Raw genomic sequence first — 22,197 nt, 5'->3', positions numbered from 1 at the left:
CGCCTGTGAGTTTTTCGCGAGCAAGCTCGCTCCTACAAGGGAAGGGGGCAATATTTGCCCCCTGCATCAGGTCAGAGGTATTTGAGCCACGCCAGGTCGCGCCGCCGGGCTTTCAGGCCGGCGAACCAACGCACCGGCAAGTACAGGGCAATCGGCAACAGCAGCGCTGCCAACCACACCGCACCGATACCGTCGAAGCCAAAGTAATTGCCATGGTTGAGGCCAAACAACGCGACGCACGCGACATAGAGGATTTTCAATACGTAGAGGTGCAACAGATAAAAGAACATCGGCGCCGCGCCGAACACTGCCAGCACGCCGATCCAGCGCTTATGCCCGGCGCGTTCAAATGCCAGCAGCAACAGCAGGCCAATCCCCAGGGTCAACGCCAGGAACAACAGCGAAGGCGGGTACTTGGTGATGTTGAAAAAGCTCATCAGCGTCAGCACGCCGCTGTCATACACCTGCCAAGGCTGCTCGCCGTAGCCATTGAGCGCGCGCAACAGCCCAAAACCCACCAACGCGCCCACCCCCGCAATCAGCAAATAACGCTGACGCACAGCCGGCAGCGCGGCATTGGCAAACCATGGCCCGAGGCCGTAACCCAGGGCAATCACACCGATCCATGGCAGCACCGGATAGGTGGTGCGCAGGCGCAGGTTGTCAGACACTTCAATCCAGTTGCGTTCATGCAAGATCGTCCACGGCACATGCCACATCGAACCCGCTGCAAAGTGCAGCCCATCCAACAGGTTGTGCCCGGCGATAATCACCAGCGCCAATCCGATCAGCCAGGCACGCGGCAGCCAGACCAGCGCGGCAAGGGCGATCATGCTGATGCCGATGGCCCAGATCACTTGCATATAGATCACGCCGGGCGGCAGTTGGAAGGTCCACGCGAAGTTGACCAGGGTGAACTCCAGCACCACCAGGAACAGCCCGCGCTTGAACAAGAATGCCGACACGTCGCGACGGCCCTGGTATTTCTGGCCATACAGCCATGCCGACAATCCGGTGAGCAGCACAAACACCGGCGCACACAGGTGGGCGAGGGTGCGGCTGAAAAACAACGCAGGCTCGGTGCTGTCGATGCTCATGGGATCGCTGACCTGGCGGTGCAGCAAGAAGGTTTCACGCACGTGGTCCAGCAACATAAACAGGATCACCAGGCCGCGCAGGGCGTCGATGGACAACAGGCGTTTGCGTAAAGTCATAGCGTCAGTCATAAGTTGAGGATCACACGCAGGCACAATATTGACGTTATTCTATAACATTAAGCGAGGTAAGCATGACCCCTCAATCGGCCGAAGCCGTAATCGCGTTCTGGAAACAGGCGGGGCCCAAGCGCTGGTTCGCCAAGGACGAGGCGTTCGATACAGCCTTTCGTGACAGCTTCCACGCCACCCATATGCAGGCGGCGAGGCGTGAACTCGAAGACTGGTTGACCACGGCGGATGGCGCGCTGGCGCTACTGATCCTGCTGGACCAGTACCCCCGCAACGCCTTTCGCGGCACGGCGCACATGTTCGCCACCGACCCGCTGGCCCGGTTGTATGCGCGAAAGATGGTGGACGCGGGGTTGGATCAACAGGTTGAACCTCAGTTACGTGCGTTCTGCTATTTGCCTTTTGAACATTCGGAAGACCCGCAGGACCAGCAACGCTCCCTTACCCTGAACCAGCAGTTGGATGCCAGCACTTACCACTGGGCCAAGGAGCATGCCGATATCATCGAGCGGTTCGGGCGGTTTCCGCATCGCAATGGGGTGTTGGGGAGGAAGACCACCGCTGCGGAACAGGTTTTTTTGGATGAGGGTGGGTTTGCGGGGTAGGTACAGGAGGGGGCGCTTGCTCAAGCGCCTTTAACGGGTCCCCGATGTGTTGCGTTGGCTAGTATGGAGCTAAACCGTAGTCATTGTTACCTGAGGAAATAGCCTACAAAGTTTTGGGGCTAATCCCATACTTTGTCTGCTTGTAAAATGCTCTCGCGTGTTAAAACATCGCTGCCAAGTTAACTAAGTTTGGTGGGGGGCACGTGCAGTCGAATGTAAGGGTGCTGACTTTAGCCTGTAGTACTACCATGATGGCTCAGTTGGGCGTGACGCTTTATTTGCCCGTCACGCCTGATATTGTTGATGCTTTCGGTATGAGTGATGCCGAAGGCTACACTGCCTTACTAATCTATTTAGGCGGTACCGCAGTTCCGTTGGTTTTTGCCGTACAACTTATTCGATTTTTTGGCCGGTCAGTCGTTCTGCTGGGGTTTTGTGGCGTCTTCTTTAGCGGAAGTATTTTATCTATATGGGTCCATGATAATGATGGTTTTTATCTTTCCAGGCTGCTCCAAGGCATTGGTGGTGGTGGAGCAGCCTTAATTGGGCGCGCATTGTTAACCGAAATCTACTCGGGAGCACGCCTGGCGAAGCAGTTGTCTTTTTTATCCTATTCATTTGTTTTTGCCTTGGTGGTAGGACAACTCGCAGGCGGCTTTTTAGTTTCTTTTTTTCGCTGGGAAGTAGTGGCAGTGATCATGGCTTTTGGCTCAGTTATAACCCTTGTCCTTGTGCTGCTGGCAGCAGGGATTTTGTCGGTTCTGGACATGGATAGAACGCGTCGAGTCAGCTGTTCAGGGTATGCAGCCATCATCAGTCGGCCCAGCTTTTATTTGCCGGTCATAGTCGGTGGATGTAGCTATGGGGTGTTTGTCGTATATCAAGGTGTGGGCGTCTTTGTCTTTGACGTGCTTTTGGGGTGGGGAAGTGTGCAATACGGAATGCTCGGAGTATGGCTAGGGCTCGCCTATTTTTCGGGGGCGCTGACTGTAAGGTATGCATTGAATTTTATGAGTGTTTATGCAGTTTCAATCACAGGTAGTAGTGTGTTGGTTGTAGCGACGTCAGTATTTCTATTTACAACTTTTGGATATTTGGATCGCCAATTTACGGTGCTGGCATATTTTGCAGCCTGGTATGCCCAGGCAATGATGTATCCCTGTGTCGCGTCTCTTGCAGTAAAAAAACACCCTGGAATGGAGTCAATGATGCTGTTCAGTTTTTTACAACAGCTGGTAGCCCTGCTGTTCGGAACGTTGGCGTCATTGCTCATTCCTCTTGGCACGCAGGGCGTAGCTTTACTCGCTTTAAGTTTAGGGGTGGGGGCGTTGTTGACGGTTCTCCTGTCAGTGCAAGAGGACTGATAGGGGGACTCTCAGGCTTCTGCCGCCGCCGCCCGCTGCTCTACCTTCGTACGTCGAAACCGCCGCACCCCCTTAAGGTCAATCGCCCACCGCAACGCTTCAGTGGCCGAAGGGCGCGGGCCTTGGGTGATCGCCTGTTCATCCTTGCCCAGCGCGTCGAGGTAACCCTGTGTACCGCCGCGTTCGCTCCAATAGTGAGTGTGGCTGAGCCAGGATCTGGCCAGCCAGCCTTTGCCATTGCCCACGGTCACCGGCAAGTCCAGCACGCCGCCGCCCATCACCGGCTTGACCGGGCCGCCGACGATGTCGCCGAATACGCCGAAGGGGGCAGGGAAGTACAGGTTGGTCCAGCGCGTGACGGCAAAGGCTGCGGCGTGGTGCAGGTAGTGCGGGGTGAAGGGCTTTTGGCCGAGCATCAGCGGTTGGCGGGCGTTGTAGCCGTAGCCTTGGGTGTCTTCGGTAGGCGGGCAGGCCGGGGCCTCTCGGCGTTCCATACGCTGCTGGAAGTCACTGACGCTGCGGCCCAGCAACAGGCTGGCGTGGGCCATTGGGCTGCCGACGGTGACCAGGTCGGTGATGCGCCACAGGTTGCCCAGGCCGCGCTGTTCGACAAACGCCTCGGCCTGTTGCTGACGAAAATTCATCAGGCTGCCCAGGCTGCCGTCCAGCAAGGCGCCGGCTGCGGGCAGGGCCTCCTTGACCACCGGTTGCAGCGGTTCGCGGTTGGCAAAACGGGCCGCCAGCTCACGGTTGCTGGGGTTCAGTTGGGTCAGTTGGTCGTGGTATTCATGCCAGAGGTAGCCGACGATGTCGTAGGCAATCACGCTGCCCAAACTGTGGCCCACGACGATGATGCGCTCGTAGTCACCCTGATTGTGCAGGGCGCGCAGCAGGTCTACACCATCGGCGCGGATCTGCTCGCGCACCATCACGTTCTGCGGGTTGGGGCTTAAGTAGCGTGCGGCGTCTCCCAGGTACGCCAGCGCCGAATAGCGCAGCCCGAGTCCCATGGCCGCGAGCAGCAGGGGGATCAGCGCGAAGGGGTTGTCGTTGACGGGCAACTGACCCCAGGCTGCGGCCAGTGCGCCGCTGGCAATCAATAGCAGTAATACCAGCACCGTCCAGCGCGTGCTGCGCCAGATCGGCACGATAGCGTCGGGAATGTCGCGCCGCGGGCGCTTGAAGATGTCCCACAGCCAGCCCAGCAGATGGCCGAGCTTGGTGCCCTGCATCTTGTGGGCCCAGTAGTACTCATAGAAATCCGTCGAGGTGCGGCCCGAGGACTTCAGTACGCGCAGGTCGAAGTTGCGCGACAGCCGATCCGGCTTGCTCCAGTACAGAGGTTTGCCCTCGGGGGTGTCCGTGGGGATCATCGCTTCGACAAAGCCGCGCAAGGTGTCCATTGGGCGCTGCTCGCCGATACCGTGGATAACCACAACTGCTTGTTTCATGTGCTGTTCCTTCCTTGAAAATCAGCGGTAGCCATAATATTGCCACTACCCGCGCTATTCCCGCCAGGAATGCCCCCATAAAAAACCTGCATTGTCTTTATCGGCCCGGATCTCGTAGCGTGATGGCTCACCCCAGGAGATTGCCCATGAGCCAAGGCCCGCTGCACCTCTACGTTGATTCGCTGTTTACCAGCCCCTATGCCATGTCGGTGTTTGTCGCCTTGCGCGAAAAAGGCCTGGCATTCGAGACCCTCACCCTGGACCTCGATGCCGGGCAGAACCAGGCGACAGATTTCGCCTTGCGCTCCCTGACCCAGCGCGTGCCGACCCTGGTAGACGGTGATTTTGCGCTGTCGGAATCTTCGGCCATCACCGAGTACCTGGACCAGGCCTACCCCGGGACCAGCGTGTACCCGGCGGATGTGCAGCAGCGGGCGAGGGCGCGACAGGTCCAGGCGTGGCTGCGCAGCGACTTGCTGCCGATTCGCCAGGAGCGCTCGACGCTGGTGGTGTTCTGTGGGCAGAAGAGGCCGCCATTGTCAGCAGAGGCTCAAGCCGCCGCGACCAAGTTGATCAGCGCCGCGCAAGCCTTGCTGGCGGATAACCGCGAGTACCTGTGCGGCCAGTGGTCGATTGCCGATGTGGACCTGGCGGTGATGCTCAATCGCCTGATCCTCAACGGTGACGCTGTGCCGGCGCAGTTGGTGGCCTACGCGCAGCGCCAGTGGCAGCGGCCGTCAGTGCGCGAGTGGGTCGAGCTGCGACGCCCCGCGCTTTAACTCTGCCTGCTGGGCAACCCGCCGGTCGAGGTCTTCCCAATCGGCCATGCCCAGCACGCGCATGGTGTTCAAGCCGCGCAAGTAGCCGCGCAGTTGATGGGCGCTGGCGCTGCTTTGCGCGGCGTCGGCGTCTGAGTCCAGCAACACGGTTTCGTACTCGACCAGGTAGTCGGCGACTCGCTCGCGAAACTCTGGCAGTACTGCCTCGCGGATACGATCGAAGATTTTCTGGTAGGGCTTCATGGCGGGGTCCTTATAGATTTTATGGGCGGCCTGACACTATCGGTTCAAATGATAGTCACCATCAAGGATCACAAGTTCTGTTTTTTCGCCAAACGCGCAGAATCTGCACATCGAGACGCAGCCCAAGGAAAATGCGCGATGAGGACGATTATCCAGTTGGCTTTGATGGCCCTGATGCTGGGCACCGCGGTCATGACCACCCCGGCGATGGCCGATGAAGTGCGTACAGGCCATTTGCTGCCACTGGTGGGTAGCGTAGACTCCCTGCAGCGTGGCCAGTCGGTGGGGGTGTTGTTCAGTGAAAACACCCGCGACAACCTCAGCTACCTTGAACGCTACCACGCCATGGCGCTGAACGGCGCCAAGGACGCGCTGGATGGGCGGATTCGCGAGGCGTTCGTCAACAGCTCCGACCCGGAACTGGCGATCGACTGGTTGATGCACTCGTTGCAGGGCACTTTTGTCTCGGTGACGGTCTATAGCAGCCTGGATGCCCTGGTGCAGGCGCACCCGGATGTGGTGGTGGTGCTCGATGCCCATAACCAATTGCTGACCCAGCGTAATGACCGGGTCGAAGCACGCTTTGTCGCACGCTTCTTTGATGCGAACCTGCAGTTTATCGCCAAGGCCGAAGGCTCGGTGGACAAGCACGTGCCGTCCGTGTGGGTGCACGACAAGGCGGCGCCAGAGATTGCTGCACTGATCGAGCAACAACGCGATGTACAGCAAGATGCCCTGAGGCAGTTCGATGCGTCGCTCAAGGCCCTGGTTCGCGCAGGTTGACCCGCGAATGGTTGTGAACCCTATTGGTTATTTTCAGGAATGTATATGCGCTCTTTCTTCGCCCCGGCCCTGGCTTGTGCTTCGTTATTGCTGACCGGCTGTATCACGGCGCCCAATGCCCCATCGCTGACCCTGCAAACCAATAAAACCCCCGACGGCTATGTGCAATGCGTGCTGCCCAAGCTGGAAAAGCACGGCATCACCTCGACCGTCACCCAGAACTCGCGTCACGCCAAGGTGCTGTTGACCAGCAAGATTGCCGCCGATGATGTGCTGGAGGCCTACAAGTCCCAGGACGGCACCAAGGTGTTCCTGTATGAGCGCAAGCCGTTGGCTTCGGCGATCAAGCCGTCACGGCTTGAGCAGGCCGCGCAGGATTGCAAATAAACCCCGGCACACAATGCAAACCCAAATGTGGGCGGGGGGCAACCTCTGACCCCCTGTAGGAGCGAGCTTGCTCGCGAAAAACTCACAGGCGCCGCGTTTATTCAGGAAGCCCGCGTTATCGTTGACGTCTTTCGCGAGCAAGCTCGCTCCTACAGGGTATTGGCCTCATTTGGATCAGGGTTTGGCTTCGTTGCTGAAGCTGTCGACAGTCTTGACCAGCCCTTGCGCCGCCAACGCCACCAACTCACCGCCTTTCTCCACGGTGGCCAACGCCGGGTCCGAGCCCATGCGGCCGTCAGGGAAGCGCGCACGGAAGTCCAGCGCTTCGCGGATCGGGCCGGTGTTGGCGATTTGCGGTGAGTACTCGGCAGACTTGATCGAGTCCGGATACGCCCACTGCGTCACGGCAATTTCCGACGGCGTGGCGTGGCTGCCATGCCCGACCGGGAATTGACGCTGGGCCAGGTCAGTGACGCCCTCCAGGTCCCACCAGTTCACCAGCTTCAGCGCGAAACCGGCCGGGCGGCGGGCGAAGCTGGCTTCGGCGTACAACTCGGAGAACGCCGCTTCAATCGTGGCGATGTTGCCGCCGTGGCCGTTCAGGAACAGGATCTTTTCGAAACCATGCCCGGCCAACGAGCGCACCCAGTCGCCAATTGCGGCGATAAAGGTGGAAGGGCGCAGGGAGATGGTGCCGGGAAAGCCCAGGTGGTGTTGGGCCATGCCGATATTGAAGGTCGGGCCGACCAGGATATCGGCGTGCTTCTGGGCGTGGTGGGCGATGATCTCCGGGCACATCCAGTCCGTGCCCAGCAGGCCGGTGGGGCCATGTTGCTCGTTGGAACCGATGGGAATCACCACCGTGCGACTGCGTTCCAGGAACTGCCCGATTTCGATCCAGGTGGAGGTGTGTAGAAGCATGCGACGCTCTCTTTTATCTATGGGGACAGGCTATCCGCCACGGATTGTACGACTACTCGCCACCTGTTGGGGTTTGCAATTGAGGTAGGTCGACGACTTCAGCCAGCGCTGGTCGGGGTACCACGAAAACATGAACTGCCCGTCCTTGAGCTTGTCCACCACTTGACGGGCAACTTGCGGGCGCACGGCTGGGCAACCCTGGCTGCGGCCGATACGGCCTTCGCGCTTGCTCCACAACGGGCTGACGTAGTCGGCGGCATGAATCACGATGGCGCGGTCGCGGGCCTGGTCATTGAAGCCGGGTTCCAAACCGTCCATGCGCAACGAGTAACCATGGGCGCCCAGGTAGCTTTCCTGGGTGCGGAACAACCCCAGGCTCGACTGATGGCTGCCTTCAAGGTTGGAGAACTGGGTGGCGAAGTTTTCCCCGGACTTGGCTCCGTGGGCCACCAGGTCGCGCAAAACCAGGGTCTTTTTGCGCAGGTCGAAGATCCACAGGCGACGGGCGGTCGAGGGCTGGGAGTAGTCAATAACCGCTAGGCGATCGGAACGTTCCTCGCCATTATTGACCGCGCACTGCACGGCGCTCAGGGCGCTTTTGAGGACGGTGGGATTGAGTTCTGGAGCAGAGCGCGCCAGGCTGCTATACAGGGAAGGAGAGGGGCCATTGGCGGCGAGCGCAATATTGCTCAATAAAGCCAGGCACCCGGTGATCAAGCCCAGGCTGGTTAGCCTGAGCAGGCGTATAAAAGTCAGCATCTACAGTCGAGTCCCCGCTGTGGAGTGGAGCTAAGTCAATTGTTCAAAAAACACGCATGTTACTTGAGCATTTGCCTGCTCGTTGCACCATTGGTCGCTACAGCCCAAACGCTGCCGGTTGAACCCTTGCCCGTCACCACCCCAGCGCCGGTCGCGCTGGCGCCGCTGCAACAGGCCTTGGCGCAGTTGACCAGTGTCTGCCCGCAGCTTGCGCCGCGTATCGATGGCGCCGCGTTGGCGCGCCTGCAAGCCTTTTACCAGCAGCAGGGCGATGCCCCGCTATGGGCGGCTGACGAACGCCGGCAAGCCTTGCATGCCCAGTTGCTGATGCTTGCCGACGATGGCCTGGACCCCACCCACTATAGCTTGCCTGCTACGGATGCAACGGCCAACGTACTGTGCAGCGATATCGCCCACAGCCAGCAGTACCTGCAAGCCCTGCAGGATTTGCATTACGGACGCCTGCAGCAATCGCGTTTTGAGCCCCTCTGGCACTCCCAGCCACCCAGTGGCGACCCGAATACCGAGGTACTGGCGTTCGCCGCCACCGGCCTGCACGACATGGCCCAAGCCTTCGATCAGGCGCGGCCCAGCGCCGATTTGTACCGCAGCCTGCGCAATGCCTATGCCGGCGTGCGCCAGCAACCGTTGCCCCAGTGGGACCCGGTCGCCGAGGGCACGTTATTGCGCCCGGGGATGAACGACCCCCGCGTGCCGGAGCTGGCGCGGCGCCTGCACAGCGGTGGCTACCTGGCCCAGTTGCCCAGCGGCAACGGCAAGCAGTACCAGGGCGAACTGGTCAAGGCGGTGAAAGCCTTCCAGCTCAGCCACTCGTTGCAGGCCGACGGCGTGATCGGCGCCGGCACCGTGGCCGAACTCAATATCAGCCCGGCGATGCGTCGTGAACAACTGCGCATCAACCTGGAGCGTTTCCGTTGGCTGGCCCAGGACCTGGAGCCTGAAGGCGTCGTGGTCAATGTGGCCGCTGCGCAACTGAGCGTGTACCAGAGCGGCATCCCGGTGTGGCAAACCCGTCTGCAAGTAGGCCGTGCCGAACGCCAGACGCCGTTGCTCAAGTCGCGCATCACCCGGCTGACCCTCAACCCCACCTGGACGATCCCGCCGACCATCATGCGCGAGGACAAGCTGCCGGCCATCCGCCTCAACCCTGAATACCTGCGCCAGCAAAACCTGCAAGTGCTCGACGCCGAAGGTCACCCGTTGACTGCCGACCAAGTCGACTGGGCGCGCCCCGGCAATATCCTGTTGCGCCAGCAGGCCGGCCCGCGTAACCCGTTGGGCAAGATTGTGATGCGCTTTCCCAACCCGTATTCGGTGTACCTGCACGACACCCCCAGCCAACCGTTGTTCACCAAGGGCCCGCGGGCGTTCAGTTCGGGATGCGTGCGGGTCGAGCAACCGTTGTTATTGCGCGACCTGCTGGTAACGCCGGCCGAACGCACCCGCACCGATGAACTGCTGGCGACCGGCGAAACCCATGAGTTCAGGCTGGCCACGCCGGTACCAGTGCTGTTGGGGTATTGGACGGTAGAAGTGGATCGCCAGGGCGAGCTGGTGTACGCGCCGGATATTTATGCGCGTGATCCGGCGTTGATCAAGGCCATGGGCAGCGTGTTATAGCGCCAGATGGCTTGATACTCATCACCAACGTAGGAGCGAGCTTGCTCGCGAAAAACGCCAACGATAACGCGCGCTTGCTGAATAAACGCGGCGCCCGTGAGTTTTTCGCGAGCAAGCTCGCTCCTACATTGCGTCAGGAGTCTATTCGGGCATCAGTTGCTGGCGGCATTCGAGCACCAAGCGGGCGCCGCCCAGCTCACTGGTGCCGACCTCCAGCTTGAAGCCATGCAAGTTGATGATCGCCGCCACAATCGACAGTCCCAAACCAAACCCGCCTTGCTGATCACTCTCATCGACCCGATAGAAACGCTGGAACACCGACGCGCGCTCGGCGGCTGGAATGCCTGGCCCGGAGTCGAGCACTTCGATGCGCGTGCTGCCCAGGTCATTGACCGCCCGCAGAATCACCTTGCCCTTGGGCGGGGTGAACTTGATCGAATTGCTCAGCAGGTTGGCCAGGGCTTCGAATAGCAGCGCACGGTCACCGGTAATCCATGGCAGTGAGTCAGGCGCCTGCAACACCAACTCCAGTTCGCCTTCTTCGGCCAGGGGCAGATAGAAGTCATGCAACTCGCGCAGCAACGGCAGCGGGTCTAGCATCAGGAAGCCCGAGCGGCGCTGGTGGTCTTCCAGTTCCGAGATGCGCAGCAGCCCGCGAAAGCGCGCCATCAGCGTGTCGGTTTCGGCGATGGCGTCATCGAGTTTTACCGCGTGGGCCGAGTCTTCTTCGGCTTGTTGTTTGATGCGGTACAGCTGGGCGCGCAAGCGGGTGAGCGGGGTGCGCAGGTCGTGGGCGATGTTGTCGCACACGCCCTTGACCTCGTTCATCAGTTTTTCGATGCGGTCGAGCATGGCATTGACGATGGCGGCGAGCATGTCTAGCTCGTCGCGTCGGTCGGACAGCGGCAGGCGGTGCGTGAGGTCGCCGGCGACAATGGCCTCGGCGCTGGCCTGGATCCCGCGAATGCGTCGCAACGGGCGACGGCGCAGCAGGTGCCAGCCGGCAGCGCCGGGGATGATGGTCAAAGAGAGCGCCCACAGCAGGGCGTGCCAGATGATCCGCGTGACCCCGAACAACGAGCCGTTGGCGCGCACCAACACCAGCCAGCGGCCGTCTTCGGTGTGGGTGGCCACCGCGTCGCAACTGTCCTTGGGCAGTTTGGGGTCATCGGATTGCACGCAGTTGGTCAGGGCGTGGATTTTGCCGTCCAGCGGCAAATCGGGTGGTACGGCGCGGATCGGCCCGCTCAAAGGGCGAAATTGCTCATCGAACAGGCCATAGGCGTCCACGCCCTTCATGTCGAAGGTCATGCTGGTGGTGAGCGCCTCCACCAGCTCTTCGCCGTCAAAACGCTGGAACAGATGCTGGCGTTGCAGCAGGGAATGGCGCGACAAATCGCTGAGGTAGCCCGACACCTCGTAGTACAGCACCCCCATGAGGATGCAGCTCCAGGCCACGAACAACGAACTGTACAGCGCCAGCAAGCGGCTGCTGGAAGAGCGCCAGCCTTTAGAGGGGTTCAGCAATGACATAACCCGAGCCTCGTACCGTGCGGATCAGCGGCGTGAGGCCCGGTGGGTCGATTTTTTTGCGCAGACGGCCAATGTGCACGTCGATCAGGTTGGTGCCGGGGTCGAAGTGATAGCCCCAGACTTCCTCGAAAATCATCATCCGCGACAGGATCTGCCCGGTGTTGCGCATCAGGAATTCAAGCAATTTGTATTCGGTGGGCAGCAGGGTCAGCGGCTGGTCGGCACGGCTGGCTTCGCGGCTGATCAGGTTCAGTTCCAGGTCGGCCACGCGCAGGGCGGTTTCGAACTCCTGGACCGTGCTTTTACGCCGCAGCAGCACTTCGACACGGGCGGCCATTTCATCCGAGGCGAACGGCTTGGTCAGATAGTCATCGCCGCCCGCACGCAGGCCGCGCACGCGTTCGTCGACATCGGAGAGGGCGCTGATCATCAGGATCGGCGTAGACACCCCAATGGTGCGCAACGTGGTGACGATGGCCAGGCCATCGAGTTCGGGCAGCATGCGGTCGAGGGTGATCAGGTCGTAATCACCACTCACGGCGCGGACCAGGCCCTCGCGGCCGTTGTCCACCCAATCTACGTCCAGTCCATGGCTACTCAGCTCGGCGACAATCTCGCGGGCCGTTACGGCGTCATCCTCGATGGTCAAAATGCGGGTCATAGGATTACCTGATGAGCGTTCACACTAGAAGTGGCGACATTTTGCCAAGAAGTTGCTGAATGTTTCCTAAATAAAACTTCATCTTCCTGAAACTGACACTACATCGAACACTGTGGGAGCTGGCTTGCCTGCGATGGCGGCCTACCAGCCGACACTTCTCTACCTGACACCCCACAATCCAACTGTGGGAGCTGGCTTGCCTGCGATGACGGCCTACCAGCCGACACTTCTCTACCTGACACCCCACAATCAAACTGTGGGAGCGGGCTTGCTCGCGAAGGCGGCCTGGCAGTCAACACAGTTGGACCGGGTACATATCCGTTATTTAGGTAACGGCCACCTAGGGTTCCGCCCTGACGGCGGCTCACTTTCGAAAAGCGCGAAAGTAAGCAAAGCGCTCTTGCCCCACCACTCGGCACCTCGCTTAGGCTCGGTGTGCCCGTAATCCGCCAGTGATTTGGGGGGCCGCCGCCACGCGCCATCCATGGCGCGGGGCGGCTAAACCGGCATCCCTGCCGGTTTACCCCCCAAATCCCTGTCGAATTCCGGCCAGCGTGGTTTGACGGGGCGCCTGAGATCAAAAGCAGATCAAGAGCAAGAGCGGCTCGCTTCGCATCGTGGTTACCGGTGGCTGCTACAGGCTACAAAGTTGTGTAGAGACCTATGGATATCGTAGGCAAGCCAGCCCACAGGGGAGTGCATTACGCCCGCCTGATAGCATCGTTTATTGCAACCTGCATGATGTGGCTAAGTTCAATTTAAATAAGTAATTGAAATCAAAGGAATTTAATTTTATCGGCGACTGGCACGCTGCCTGCACTGTCCGTTTTGAGACTTGTAACATCATTTTTCGTGCCTGGAGCAAAACAACAATGATCACATCCTCATCCACGCTGCAAGAGTCAAGCACGCTCTCCGGGGTTTCCTGGGGGGCGATTTTTGCCGGGGCCGCTGCGGCGGCCGCCTTGTCATTGATCCTGGTGTTGCTGGGTTTCGGCCTGGGCTTTTCGGCGGTGTCGCCGTGGGCGGACAGCGGTATCAGCGCCAAGGGCCTTGGCATTTCCACGATTGTCTGGCTGGCGTTCACCCAGATCGTCGCTTCTGGCCTGGGCGGTTACATCGCCGGACGGTTGCGGGTGAAGTGGGCCAATATGCACGGCGACGAGGTGTACTTTCGCGATACCGCCCATGGTTTCCTGGCGTGGGCAGTGGCCACATTGATCACGGCGATGCTGGTGGTCGGTTCGGTCAGCAGTGTGGTCAGCGGCGGCGTGAAAGCGGGTGCGAGTGTGGCTTCGGGCGCGGCCAGCGGCCTCACTCAGGCGGCGGGCAGTGCGGCCAAGGGTGCCGACAGCGGTGACTTCGGTTATTACGTCGACAGCCTGTTCCGCGATGATCGCCCTGCGGCGGTCAGCGATGATGCGGCGCATGCCGTGGTCGGTCGCATCCTGACGCGTACATTGAGCAACGATGGCCAACTGGCAGCGGAAGATCGCGCCTACCTAGCTCAACTGATCAGCCAGCGTACCAACCTGAGCCAGGCCGATGCCGAAGCCCGTATCGACAAGGTGTATGGCGATGCGCGCAAAGCCGTTGAAGACGCCAAGCTCAAAGCCAAGCAGGCCGCTGAGACCGCGGCGAAAGTGGCGGCCTACACCTCGCTGTGGACCTTTGTAGCGCTGCTCATCGGGGCGTTCTTCGCCAGCTTCGCCGCCACCTTCGGCGGTCGCCGCCGGGATGCCGTGGTGTACGTCGAAACCGAAAACTACGTTCGTTAAATCAAGGAGAACATGATGCGCTCATTACTGCTGTGGTTCCTCGGCGTGCCGATTCCGGTGATCATCCTGATCGCGATTTTCATGCACTAAACCCACTCCTGGCTCGCTCCCCCTTGTAGGAGCGAGCTTGCTCGCGAAAAACTCACAGGCGCCACGTTCCCTCAGGGAGTACGCGTTATCGTTGTGGTTTTTCGCGAGCAAGCTCGCTCCTACAGAGGGCAGATAGGGCAAGCCTTATCAGTCGTCGAATCCTACCTGCTCATGGATTTCATCCACCTTCAATTCCAACCGATACGCCACCGCAATGAACAACGCCTGGCACAGGCACAGGGTGGCGCTCAACGAGCGGAAAGCAAACGAAGAGCCTTCATTGACCAACAGCACCGCGTTCGCCCGCTTGGCCAGGGGCGACAGGTTGCTGTCGGTGATGATCAGGGTCTTGGCCTGGTGATGCTGCGCGATGCGCAAGCAGTGCTGGGTCTCTTTGCCGTAGGGCGTGAAGCTGATGGCGATCACCAGGTCATTGGCGCGCACGCTGCGCATCTGCTCGCGATAACTGCCACCTAGCCCCGAGATCAAATGGATGCGCTTGTTGGTGTGCTGCAGGTTGTAGACCAGGTAGTCGGCCACCGCAAAAGAGCGGCGCACGCCGACCACGTAGATGTTGTCGGCATTGACCACCAGGTCCACGGCTTTCTCGAAAGCCGCATCGTCCAGCTCAAGCCCCAGGCGTTCGATGCCCGAGAGGGTAGCGTTGACGCACTCGCGCGCCAGGTCGCCGCCGCTGGCCTTCTGCGATTTGTTGGCGATCATGCTGCGGATGCGCTGCTGGTAGTTCTGTACCGGCGTGGTCTTGTGGGTATACGCCTCGCGAAACAGCGCCTGCATCTCACTGAACCCACTGAAGCCGAAACGCTGGGAAAACCGCACGATGGCCGAGGGGTGCACTTCGCACTCGCGGGCGATGTCGCTGATGCGGTCGACCATGATCCGGTCGCTCTGCTGGCTCATGTAGCTGGCGATGCGCTTGAGCTGGCGCGGCAGGCTCTCGTATTCGTCGGTGATCAGCTGCAACAGGCGTTCGGCATTGACCGGAGGGCTGGCGACTGTTTCTTCCAGGGTGGTCTCGGGATCGGTGCGGGACATGGGCAATCCTTCTGGCGTGTTCGTCTGATGCGCTGATAGGTGGCGCAAGTCTACAGGGTAGGCGCAAAAAAATACCCCGGCATCACGGCCCGCGTGGCCTGCTGAAACGATGCACGGGCGCTGGCGTGCCTCTATCCTGAAGTATTGGAAAAAATATTCCACATAAAATAATTATGGAATAAATATTGATTGCTGCCTCCGGACGTTCTAGTCTGCTCCCACCAAGAGCGTTTGCCGTCGCCACGGCGGCACAACGCAGGCTGATAAAAATAACAGGAGCCAGCATGGGCCAGACTCGTTTTGCCAGTGGGCGTCAATTGGATCTGATTTGCCTCGGGCGCCTGGGCGTCGATCTCTATGCGCAGCAAGTCGGTGCGCGGCTTGAGGATGTGTCCAGCTTCGCCAAGTACCTCGGCGGTTCCTCCGCCAATATCGCTTTCGGCACGGCCAGGCTTGGGCTCAAGTCGGCAATGCTGAGCCGGGTGGGCGATGACCATATGGGCCGTTTCCTGGTGGAGTCCCTGGCCCGCGAAGGCTGCGATGTCAGCGGCATCAAGGTCGACCCGGAGCGCCTCACCGCCCTGGTCCTGCTGGGCCTCAAGGACCGCGAAACCTTCCCCCTGGTGTTCTACCGCGAAAACTGCGCCGACATGGCCCTGCGCGCCGAAGACATCAGCGAAACCTTTATTGCCTCCAGCAAGGCGCTGTTGATCACCGGCACGCATTTCTCCACCGACGGCGTGTACAAAGCCAGCCTCCAGGCCTTGGATTACGCGGCCAAGCACAACGTCAAGCGCGTGCTCGACATCGATTATCGCCCCGTATTGTGGGGCCTGGCGGGCAAGGCTGATGGCGAAACCCGTTTTGTCGCCGACCAGAATGTCAGCCAGCATGTGCAGAAGATCCTGCCGCGTTTCGACCTGATCGTCGGCACCGAAGAAGAATTCCTCATCGCCGGAGGCAGTGAAGACCTGCTCACGGCCCTGCGCACTGTGCGTGAACTGACCCCAGCCACCCTGGTGGTCAAGCTCGGCCCCCAGGGCTGCACGGTGATCCACGGCGCGATTCCCGCGCGCCTGGAAGACGGGGCGATCTACCCCGGTGTGCGCGTTGAAGTGCTCAACGTGCTGGGCGCCGGTGATGCCTTTATGTCGGGCTTTCTCAGCGGCTGGATCAATGACGCCAGCGATGAGCGTTGCAGCCAGTTGGCCAATGCCTGTGGCGGCCTGGTGGTGTCACGCCACGCTTGTGCGCCAGCGATGCCGACACCCGCCGAACTCGATTACCTGTTCAACAGCCCGGTGCCCATCACCCGGCCGGACCAGGACGTGACCCTGCAACGCCTGCACCGTGTCACGGTGCCGCGCAAGGCCTGGAAGCAACTGTTCGTGTTTGCCTTCGACCACCGTTGGCAATTGGTGGAACTGGCGCAAAAAGGCGGCCAGGCCCCTGAGCGTATCAGCGACATCAAGCAGTTGTTTATTCAGGCCATCGAACGCGTGGAGCGCAAACTCAGCGAGCAGGGCGTCGAGGCCGATGTGGGCCTGCTCGCCGACCAACGCTTTGGCCAGGATGCACTCAACGCCGCCAGCGGTCGCGGCTGGTGGATCGCTCGCCCGGTGGAAGTGCAGAACTCGCGGCCCCTGGCGTTCGAGCACGGGCGCTCGATTGGCAGCAACCTGATTGCCTGGCCTCAGGAACAGATCATCAAGTGCCTGGTGCAATTTCACCCCGATGACGAGCCGATGCTGCGCCTGGAACAGGAAGCGCAACTCAAGGCGGTGTACGAGGCGTCGCTGGTCAGTGGCCACGAACTGCTGCTGGAAGTCATCCCGCCCAAGGATCACCCGTCCACTTACCCGGACGTGCTCTATCGCAGCCTCAAGCGCCTTTACAACCTGGGCATCTACCCGGCCTGGTGGAAGATCGAAACCCAGTCGGCCGCAGACTGGAAAAAGCTCGACGAACTGATCCAGGAACGCGACCCCTACTGCCGTGGCGTGGTGTTGCTGGGCCTGAATGCTTCGCCTGAGTTTCTGGCCGATGGCTTCAAGCAAGCCAGCCAGAGCAGCACCTGCCGTGGGTTTGCCGTGGGCCGCACGATCTTCCACGAGCCGAGCCGGGCGTGGATGGCGGGGGAGATTGATGACGAAACGCTGATCCAGCAGGTGCAGCAGACCTTCGAACAGCTCATCAACGCCTGGCTCAACGCCCGAACCTGATGCATGACCGATACCTGTAGGAGCGAGCTTGCTCGCGAAGATCGTTAACGATTACACGGGCATTCTGGCGAAACGCGCTGCCCTTGCGTTTTTCGCGAGCAAGCTCGCTCCTACAGTTGAGAAGCGACTTGAATAATAAAGGTGCAGCCATGCCCGCAATCCGAATTGGCATCAACCCGATCTCCTGGAGCAACGACGACCTCCCGGCCCTCGGCGGTGAGACCCCGCTGAGCACGGCCCTGAGCGAAGGCAAGGACATCGGCTACGAAGGTTTTGAACTCAACGGCAAGTTCCCCAAGGATGCCCAGGGCGTCGCTGACGTGTTGCGCCCCTATGACCTGGCGCTGGTGTCCGGTTGGTACTCTAGCCGCCTGGCGCGCCGTTCGGTGGCTGAAGAAATCGAGGCCATTGCCGGCCATGTCGAACTGCTCAAACACAACGGCGCCTCGGTGCTCGTATACGGCGAAGTGGCCGACTCGATCCAGGGCTCGCGCATCCGCCTGATCGAGCGCCCGCGTTTTCACAGTGAGCAGGCCTGGCAGGATTACGCCGACAAACTCACCGAACTGGCGCGCTTCACCTTGTCCCAGGGCGTGCGTCTGGCGTACCACCACCATATGGGCGCCTACGTCGAATCCCCCGACGACATCGACCAGTTGATGAAACGCACGGGCCCGGAAGTCGGCCTGCTGTTCGATTCGGGCCACTGCTACATGGGCGGCGGTGAACCCATCGAGGTGCTGCGCAAGCATATCGACCGCGTCTGCCATGTGCATTTCAAGGACGTACGCAAACCCGTGGTGCAACTGGCGCGCAACCAGATGTGGAGCTTCCCGGACTGCATCGTCAACGGCACCTTTACCGTGCCCGGCGATGGAGATATCGACTTCGCACCGTTGCTGGATGTGTTGATCGCGGCCAACTACAAGGGCTGGCTGGTGGTGGAAGCCGAGCAGGACCCGGCCGTGGCGCCCAGCTATATCTACGCGAAGAAGGGTTACGACACCCTGCGTGCGCTTCTCAACCAGAGGACTTGAGTGATGAGCTTGTTGGTCAAAAGCAGCAAACGCGGGCAAACCATGGTGGCGCTGGAAGCGGGGCGCCTGGAGTACGTAGGCTTTGCCGCCTACCGTTTGAGCCTGGGCGAAACCCTGCCGGTCAGTGCGGGGGATCAGGAGCTGTGCCTGGTGCTGCTCAGCGGTCGGGTGAATATTGAAGGCGAAGGCTTCAATTGGCAGAACCTGGGTGATCGCCAGTCGGTGTTCGAAGACAAGTCACCGTTCGCCGCCTATTTGCCGCCGGGCACTGACGCCCGGGTCACGGCCCTGAGCGATGTGCAGATTGCCGTCTGCGCAGCGCCGGGTGCTACGGGTTTTGCCCCGCGCCTGATCCGCCCGGAACAGTGCAAACGCAGTGTGCGCGGCAAAGGCGCCAACACCCGCTACGTGTGCGACATCCTGCCCGACAGCGAGCCGGCCCATTCGCTGCTGGTGGTGGAAGTGCGCACGCCGTCGGGGCATTCCTCCAGCTACCCGCCGCACAAGCACGACACCGACGACCTGCCGCACCAGAGCTTCCTGGAAGAGACCTACTACCACCAGATCAACCCGCCCCAGGGCTTTGTATTCCAGCGCGTGTACACCGACGATCGCAGCATCGACCAGGCCATGGCCGTGGAAAACAGCGACCTGGTGGTGGTGCCCAAGGGCTATCACCCGGTCAGCGTGCCGTACGGCTACGAGTCTTATTACCTGAACGTGATGGCCGGCCCCAAGCGCGCCTGGCATTTCCATAACGACCCGCAGCACAGCTGGCTGCTGGACCTATAACCGGTGTTGGACGGAGAACAAAAACAATGAAGTCGCCGCTACGCTTTGCCCTTAACCGCATGGTCGCCCCCAACCTGTCCTTGCCGGATTTCATCCAGTTGGCGGCGGCCCTCAACTGCGAGGCCATTGAGATCCGCAACGACCTCAAGAACCGCGAAATCGAATACGGCACACCCGCCAGCCGCGTGCGCGAGTTGTGCGCAGCGCAGGGCATCAAGGTGCTGTCGATCAACGCGCTGTACCCCTTTGATGTGTGGAACGACGAGCGCCGTGCCCAGGCAATCGAACTGGCCACCTACGCCCGTGAGTGCGGAGCCGAAGGCTTGGTGATGTGCCCGTTCAATCAGCCTGGCGATACGCGCAACGACGCGCAGCGCGCCGCCGGTTTGCGCACGGCGTTGAGCGAGCTGGCGTTGATCCTGCGCGAGTACGGGATTCTCGGTTTCATCGAGCCCCTGGGCTTTACGGTATCCGCTCTGCGCCGCAAGCGCGTGGCAGTGGACGCCATCAAGGCCATCGGTGGCCTGGATGTATTCCGGGTGGTACACGACACCTTCCACCATCACCTGGCCGGCGAGCATGAGTTCTTCCCGGAACTGACCGGCCTGGTGCATATCTCGGGCGTGGAAGACCGCGAGGCGCCGCTCGACTCGATCCGCGACGGCCACCGCGTGTTGGTGGGCGAGGACGATATCCTCGGCAATGCGGCGCAGATCGAGACCTTGCTGAGCACCGGCTACAGCGGCTATTTGTCGTTCGAGCCGTTTGCCGAAAGCGTGCATGGGTTGGCGGATATCCAGCAGGCGTTGGGCAGCAGCATGGCGTATTTGCAAAAGCCCTTGCCATAACGCGATCAAAATGTGGGAGCTGGCTTGCCTGCTCCCACAGTGGATTGGTGTTGAACATTCCAATTGCATTCACACAAGGTGCAAGTGATGACCACAACAAGATTGACCATGGCCCAGGCCTTGGTGAAGTTCCTGGACAACCAATACATCGAAGTCGACGGCGTACAGAGCAAGTTTGTCGCCGGGGTATTCACTATTTTCGGGCATGGCAATGTGTTGGGCCTTGGCCAGGCCCTGGAGCAGGACAGCGGCGACCTGGTGGTGCATCAGGGCCGCAATGAGCAAGGCATGGCCCATGCCGCCATCGGGTTTGCCAAGCAACACCTTCGCCGCAAGATCTATGCGTGCACGGCCTCGGTCGGGCCGGGCGCGGCCAATATGCTCACCGCCGCAGCGACTGCCACTGCCAACCGCATCCCCTTGCTGTTGCTGCCCGGCGATGTCTACGCCAGCCGTCAGCCCGACCCGGTGTTGCAGCAGATCGAGCAGTTCCACGACCTGAGCATCAGCACCAACGACGCCTTCCGTTCCGTGAGCAAGTACTGGGACCGCATCAACCGCCCCGAGCAACTGATGACCGCGGCGATACACGCCATGCGCGTGTTGACCGATCCGGCCGAAACCGGCGCGGTAACACTGGCCTTGCCCCAGGATGTACAAGCCGAAGCCTGGGACTACCCCGACTACTTCCTGCAAAAACGCGTGCACCGCATCGACCGACGCCCGGCCACCAGCGCCATGATCGGCGACGCGCTGGCGGCGTTTGGCGGCAAGCGCAAGCCCCTGATCATCTGCGGCGGCGGGGTCAAATACTCTGGCGCCAACGCAGCATTGCAAGCTTTTGCCGAGCGTTTCGATATTCCCTTCGCCGAAACCCAGGCAGGCAAGAGCGCCGTGGTGTCCAGCCATGCGCTGAACGTCGGCGGCATCGGCGAAACCGGCTGCCTGGCGGCCAACTTGCTGGCTCCCGAGGCCGACCTGATTATTGGCATCGGCACCCGTTATACCGACTTCACCACCTCATCAAAATCGCTGTTCAAGCACCCCGAAGTGAAGTTTCTCAACCTCAATATCAGCCCAGCCGACGCCTTGAAACTGGACGGTGTGCAAGTGCTGGCCGATGCAAAAGTGGCCCTTGAAGCACTGGCCACTGCCCTGGGCGATTATCGTTCGGGCTGGGGCGAGCAGATCGCCGACGCCAAGGCGCAACTCGATGCCGAAGTCGACCGCGTGCATCAGGTGCAATACCTGGGTGATGAGTTCGTCCCCGAAGTCGACGACCACCTGGACCGTGCCGTCCTGCGCGAATTCATCGAGCTGACCGGTTCGTGCCTGACCCAAAGCGCGGTGCTCGGCGTGCTCAATGCGCGCCTGGCCGATGACGCAATTATCGTGGCCGCCGCCGGCAGCCTGCCCGGCGATTTGCAGCGTGCCTGGCGCAGCAAGGGCGTCAACACCTATCACGTCGAGTATGGCTATTCATGCATGGGCTACGAGATCAACGCCGCCCTGGGCGTGAAGCTGGCGGAGCCAAGCAAGGAGGTGTACGCCCTGGTTGGCGATGGCTCCTACATGATGCTGCACTCGGAGCTGGCCACCTCGATTCAGGAGCGGCGCAAGATCAACGTGGTGCTGCTGGACAACATGGCGTTCGGTTGCATCAACAACCTGCAGATCGGCAATGGCATGGACAGCTTCGGCACCGAGTTCCGCTACCGCAACCCCGAAAGCGGCAAGCTCGACGGTGGCCTGGTGCCGGTGGACTTCGCCATGAGTGCGGCGGCCTATGGCTGCAAGACCTACAAGGTCAGCACGCTGGAACAGCTGGAAGCGGCGCTGGCCGATGCCCGCACGCAAACCGTCTCCACGCTCATCGATATCAAGGTGCTGCCCAAGACCATGGTCCACGGCTACCTGTCGTGGTGGCGGGTGGGGGTGGCGCAAGTGTCCACCAGTGAACGCACGAATGCAGCGGCAAAAAAACTCAATGAACACCTGGCCAAGGCCCGGCAGTACTAACA

The 22,197-nt window shown here is 60.7% G+C and carries 20 protein-coding genes; 12 read left to right on the top strand and 8 right to left on the bottom strand.

Translation table 11 applies throughout. From position 1 onward, the window contains the following. Window positions 1-71: 71 nt before the first annotated feature. Window positions 72-1,226, bottom strand: a complete 1,155-nt coding sequence (locus ACWHXD_RS16130) for an acetyltransferase domain-containing protein (protein WP_138761483.1) — start codon at window positions 1,224-1,226, stop codon at window positions 72-74. Window positions 1,227-1,288: 62 nt separating this feature from the next. On the opposite strand from ACWHXD_RS16130, the gene ACWHXD_RS16125 reads away from it, so the two are divergent. Together ACWHXD_RS16125 and ACWHXD_RS16120 are read left to right on the top strand one after the other, a co-directional pair. Next, on the top strand, window positions 1,289-1,831 hold the full coding sequence (locus ACWHXD_RS16125; protein ID WP_138761482.1) for a DUF924 family protein: 543 nt from the start codon (window positions 1,289-1,291) through the stop codon (window positions 1,829-1,831). Window positions 1,832-2,079: 248 nt separating this feature from the next. Then, window positions 2,080-3,195: an MFS transporter gene (locus ACWHXD_RS16120; protein WP_138761481.1), complete on the top strand. Its 1,116-nt coding sequence runs from the start codon at window positions 2,080-2,082 to the stop codon at window positions 3,193-3,195. Window positions 3,196-3,206: 11 nt separating this feature from the next. Here the strand turns inward: ACWHXD_RS16120 and ACWHXD_RS16115 are convergent, their stop codons facing one another. Further along, entirely contained in the window at window positions 3,207-4,646 is a 1,440-nt protein-coding gene (locus tag ACWHXD_RS16115) for an alpha/beta hydrolase family protein (protein WP_138761480.1), read from the bottom strand. A 146-nt stretch (window positions 4,647-4,792) separates the two neighbouring features. Here ACWHXD_RS16115 and yfcF point away from each other — a divergent pair, with 146 nt between their 5' ends. After that, window positions 4,793-5,425: a glutathione transferase gene (gene yfcF / locus ACWHXD_RS16110; protein WP_032896987.1), complete on the top strand. Its 633-nt coding sequence runs from the start codon at window positions 4,793-4,795 to the stop codon at window positions 5,423-5,425. On the opposite strand, the gene ACWHXD_RS16105 is transcribed toward yfcF, so the two are convergent. Continuing rightward, the gene (locus ACWHXD_RS16105) at window positions 5,384-5,668 is read right to left on the bottom strand and encodes a hypothetical protein (RefSeq protein ID WP_098951263.1); all 285 of its coding nucleotides are present in this window, start codon (window positions 5,666-5,668) and stop codon (window positions 5,384-5,386) included. The genes yfcF and ACWHXD_RS16105 overlap by 42 nt on opposite strands. 138 nt (window positions 5,669-5,806) lie before the next feature. Here ACWHXD_RS16105 and ACWHXD_RS16100 point away from each other — a divergent pair, with 138 nt between their 5' ends. Further along, window positions 5,807-6,451: an ATPase gene (locus ACWHXD_RS16100; protein WP_098951265.1), complete on the top strand. Its 645-nt coding sequence runs from the start codon at window positions 5,807-5,809 to the stop codon at window positions 6,449-6,451. Window positions 6,452-6,496: 45 nt separating this feature from the next. Next, the gene (locus ACWHXD_RS16095) at window positions 6,497-6,838 is read left to right on the top strand and encodes a hypothetical protein (RefSeq protein WP_034135746.1); all 342 of its coding nucleotides are present in this window, start codon (window positions 6,497-6,499) and stop codon (window positions 6,836-6,838) included. Between the two features lie 174 nt (window positions 6,839-7,012). On the opposite strand, the gene ACWHXD_RS16090 is transcribed toward ACWHXD_RS16095, so the two are convergent. After that, entirely contained in the window at window positions 7,013-7,759 is a 747-nt protein-coding gene (locus ACWHXD_RS16090; RefSeq protein WP_044274105.1) for a creatininase family protein, read from the bottom strand. Between the two features lie 30 nt (window positions 7,760-7,789). Continuing rightward, window positions 7,790-8,518: a murein L,D-transpeptidase catalytic domain family protein gene (locus ACWHXD_RS16085; protein ID WP_138761479.1), complete on the bottom strand. Its 729-nt coding sequence runs from the start codon at window positions 8,516-8,518 to the stop codon at window positions 7,790-7,792. A 39-nt stretch (window positions 8,519-8,557) separates the two neighbouring features. Between ACWHXD_RS16085 and ACWHXD_RS16080 the strand changes: the two genes are divergently transcribed. Then, window positions 8,558-10,159 carry a L,D-transpeptidase family protein gene (locus ACWHXD_RS16080; protein WP_138761478.1) on the top strand — a complete coding sequence of 534 codons (1,602 nt, stop codon included), beginning with the start codon at window positions 8,558-8,560 and terminating at the stop codon, window positions 10,157-10,159. A 141-nt stretch (window positions 10,160-10,300) separates the two neighbouring features. Here the strand turns inward: ACWHXD_RS16080 and ACWHXD_RS16075 are convergent, their stop codons facing one another. Then, window positions 10,301-11,692: a sensor histidine kinase gene (locus ACWHXD_RS16075; RefSeq protein WP_138761476.1), complete on the bottom strand. Its 1,392-nt coding sequence runs from the start codon at window positions 11,690-11,692 to the stop codon at window positions 10,301-10,303. Further along, window positions 11,670-12,353 carry a response regulator transcription factor gene (locus tag ACWHXD_RS16070; RefSeq protein WP_003191687.1) on the bottom strand — a complete coding sequence of 228 codons (684 nt, stop codon included), beginning with the start codon at window positions 12,351-12,353 and terminating at the stop codon, window positions 11,670-11,672. The genes ACWHXD_RS16075 and ACWHXD_RS16070 overlap by 23 nt, the downstream gene beginning before the upstream one ends. A gap of 872 nt (window positions 12,354-13,225) precedes the next feature. Here ACWHXD_RS16070 and ACWHXD_RS16065 point away from each other — a divergent pair. Beyond that, window positions 13,226-14,131, top strand: coding sequence for a hypothetical protein (locus tag ACWHXD_RS16065; RefSeq protein ID WP_014718774.1), 906 nt, complete (start codon window positions 13,226-13,228; stop codon window positions 14,129-14,131). Between the two features lie 237 nt (window positions 14,132-14,368). On the opposite strand, the gene ACWHXD_RS16060 is transcribed toward ACWHXD_RS16065, so the two are convergent. Beyond that, complete coding sequence (locus tag ACWHXD_RS16060; RefSeq protein ID WP_003191682.1) at window positions 14,369-15,277, bottom strand: MurR/RpiR family transcriptional regulator; 909 nt, start codon at window positions 15,275-15,277, stop codon at window positions 14,369-14,371. A 284-nt stretch (window positions 15,278-15,561) separates the two neighbouring features. Between ACWHXD_RS16060 and ACWHXD_RS16055 the strand changes: the two genes are divergently transcribed. The 5 genes from ACWHXD_RS16055 to iolD all read left to right on the top strand — a co-directional run bounded on the left by ACWHXD_RS16055 (window position 15,562) and on the right by iolD (window position 22,195). Further along, window positions 15,562-17,499 carry a bifunctional 5-dehydro-2-deoxygluconokinase/5-dehydro-2-deoxyphosphogluconate aldolase gene (locus ACWHXD_RS16055; protein ID WP_032896997.1) on the top strand — a complete coding sequence of 646 codons (1,938 nt, stop codon included), beginning with the start codon at window positions 15,562-15,564 and terminating at the stop codon, window positions 17,497-17,499. Between the two features lie 149 nt (window positions 17,500-17,648). Next, complete coding sequence (gene iolE / locus ACWHXD_RS16050; protein ID WP_138761474.1) at window positions 17,649-18,536, top strand: myo-inosose-2 dehydratase; 888 nt, start codon at window positions 17,649-17,651, stop codon at window positions 18,534-18,536. Between the two features lie 3 nt (window positions 18,537-18,539). Next, window positions 18,540-19,328: a 5-deoxy-glucuronate isomerase gene (gene iolB, locus ACWHXD_RS16045; protein ID WP_032897000.1), complete on the top strand. Its 789-nt coding sequence runs from the start codon at window positions 18,540-18,542 to the stop codon at window positions 19,326-19,328. Window positions 19,329-19,354: 26 nt separating this feature from the next. Next, window positions 19,355-20,176 (top strand): TIM barrel protein, encoded by an 822-nt coding sequence (locus ACWHXD_RS16040; RefSeq protein WP_138761473.1) that lies wholly within the window; start codon window positions 19,355-19,357, stop codon window positions 20,174-20,176. Window positions 20,177-20,263: 87 nt separating this feature from the next. Further along, window positions 20,264-22,195: a 3D-(3,5/4)-trihydroxycyclohexane-1,2-dione acylhydrolase (decyclizing) gene (iolD, locus tag ACWHXD_RS16035; protein ID WP_138761472.1), complete on the top strand. Its 1,932-nt coding sequence runs from the start codon at window positions 20,264-20,266 to the stop codon at window positions 22,193-22,195. Window positions 22,196-22,197 lie beyond the last annotated feature (2 nt).

This window comes from Pseudomonas fjordensis, from assembly GCF_976987115.1.
The sequence above is the reverse complement of the archived record's forward strand: the minus strand, read 5'-3'. Positions and strand labels throughout refer to the sequence as shown.

Bases quoted from the DNA above. Each gene is read 5' to 3' on its own strand.
- ACWHXD_RS16130 (WP_138761483.1), bottom strand. From the start codon at position 1,226: ATGACTGACGCTATGACTTTACGCAAACGCCTGTTGTCCATCGACGCC.
- ACWHXD_RS16125 (WP_138761482.1), top strand. From the start codon at position 1,289: ATGACCCCTCAATCGGCCGAAGCCGTAATCGCGTTCTGGAAACAGGCG.
- ACWHXD_RS16120 (WP_138761481.1), top strand. From the start codon at position 2,080: ATGATGGCTCAGTTGGGCGTGACGCTTTATTTGCCCGTCACGCCTGAT.
- ACWHXD_RS16115 (WP_138761480.1), bottom strand. From the start codon at position 4,646: ATGAAACAAGCAGTTGTGGTTATCCACGGTATCGGCGAGCAGCGCCCA.
- yfcF (WP_032896987.1), top strand. From the start codon at position 4,793: ATGAGCCAAGGCCCGCTGCACCTCTACGTTGATTCGCTGTTTACCAGC.
- ACWHXD_RS16105 (WP_098951263.1), bottom strand. From the start codon at position 5,668: ATGAAGCCCTACCAGAAAATCTTCGATCGTATCCGCGAGGCAGTACTG.
- ACWHXD_RS16100 (WP_098951265.1), top strand. From the start codon at position 5,807: ATGAGGACGATTATCCAGTTGGCTTTGATGGCCCTGATGCTGGGCACC.
- ACWHXD_RS16095 (WP_034135746.1), top strand. From the start codon at position 6,497: ATGCGCTCTTTCTTCGCCCCGGCCCTGGCTTGTGCTTCGTTATTGCTG.
- ACWHXD_RS16090 (WP_044274105.1), bottom strand. From the start codon at position 7,759: ATGCTTCTACACACCTCCACCTGGATCGAAATCGGGCAGTTCCTGGAA.
- ACWHXD_RS16085 (WP_138761479.1), bottom strand. From the start codon at position 8,518: ATGCTGACTTTTATACGCCTGCTCAGGCTAACCAGCCTGGGCTTGATC.
- ACWHXD_RS16075 (WP_138761476.1), bottom strand. From the start codon at position 11,692: ATGTCATTGCTGAACCCCTCTAAAGGCTGGCGCTCTTCCAGCAGCCGC.
- ACWHXD_RS16070 (WP_003191687.1), bottom strand. From the start codon at position 12,353: ATGACCCGCATTTTGACCATCGAGGATGACGCCGTAACGGCCCGCGAG.
- ACWHXD_RS16065 (WP_014718774.1), top strand. From the start codon at position 13,226: ATGATCACATCCTCATCCACGCTGCAAGAGTCAAGCACGCTCTCCGGG.
- ACWHXD_RS16060 (WP_003191682.1), bottom strand. From the start codon at position 15,277: ATGTCCCGCACCGATCCCGAGACCACCCTGGAAGAAACAGTCGCCAGC.
- ACWHXD_RS16055 (WP_032896997.1), top strand. From the start codon at position 15,562: ATGGGCCAGACTCGTTTTGCCAGTGGGCGTCAATTGGATCTGATTTGC.
- iolE (WP_138761474.1), top strand. From the start codon at position 17,649: ATGCCCGCAATCCGAATTGGCATCAACCCGATCTCCTGGAGCAACGAC.
- iolB (WP_032897000.1), top strand. From the start codon at position 18,540: ATGAGCTTGTTGGTCAAAAGCAGCAAACGCGGGCAAACCATGGTGGCG.
- ACWHXD_RS16040 (WP_138761473.1), top strand. From the start codon at position 19,355: ATGAAGTCGCCGCTACGCTTTGCCCTTAACCGCATGGTCGCCCCCAAC.
- iolD (WP_138761472.1), top strand. From the start codon at position 20,264: ATGACCACAACAAGATTGACCATGGCCCAGGCCTTGGTGAAGTTCCTG.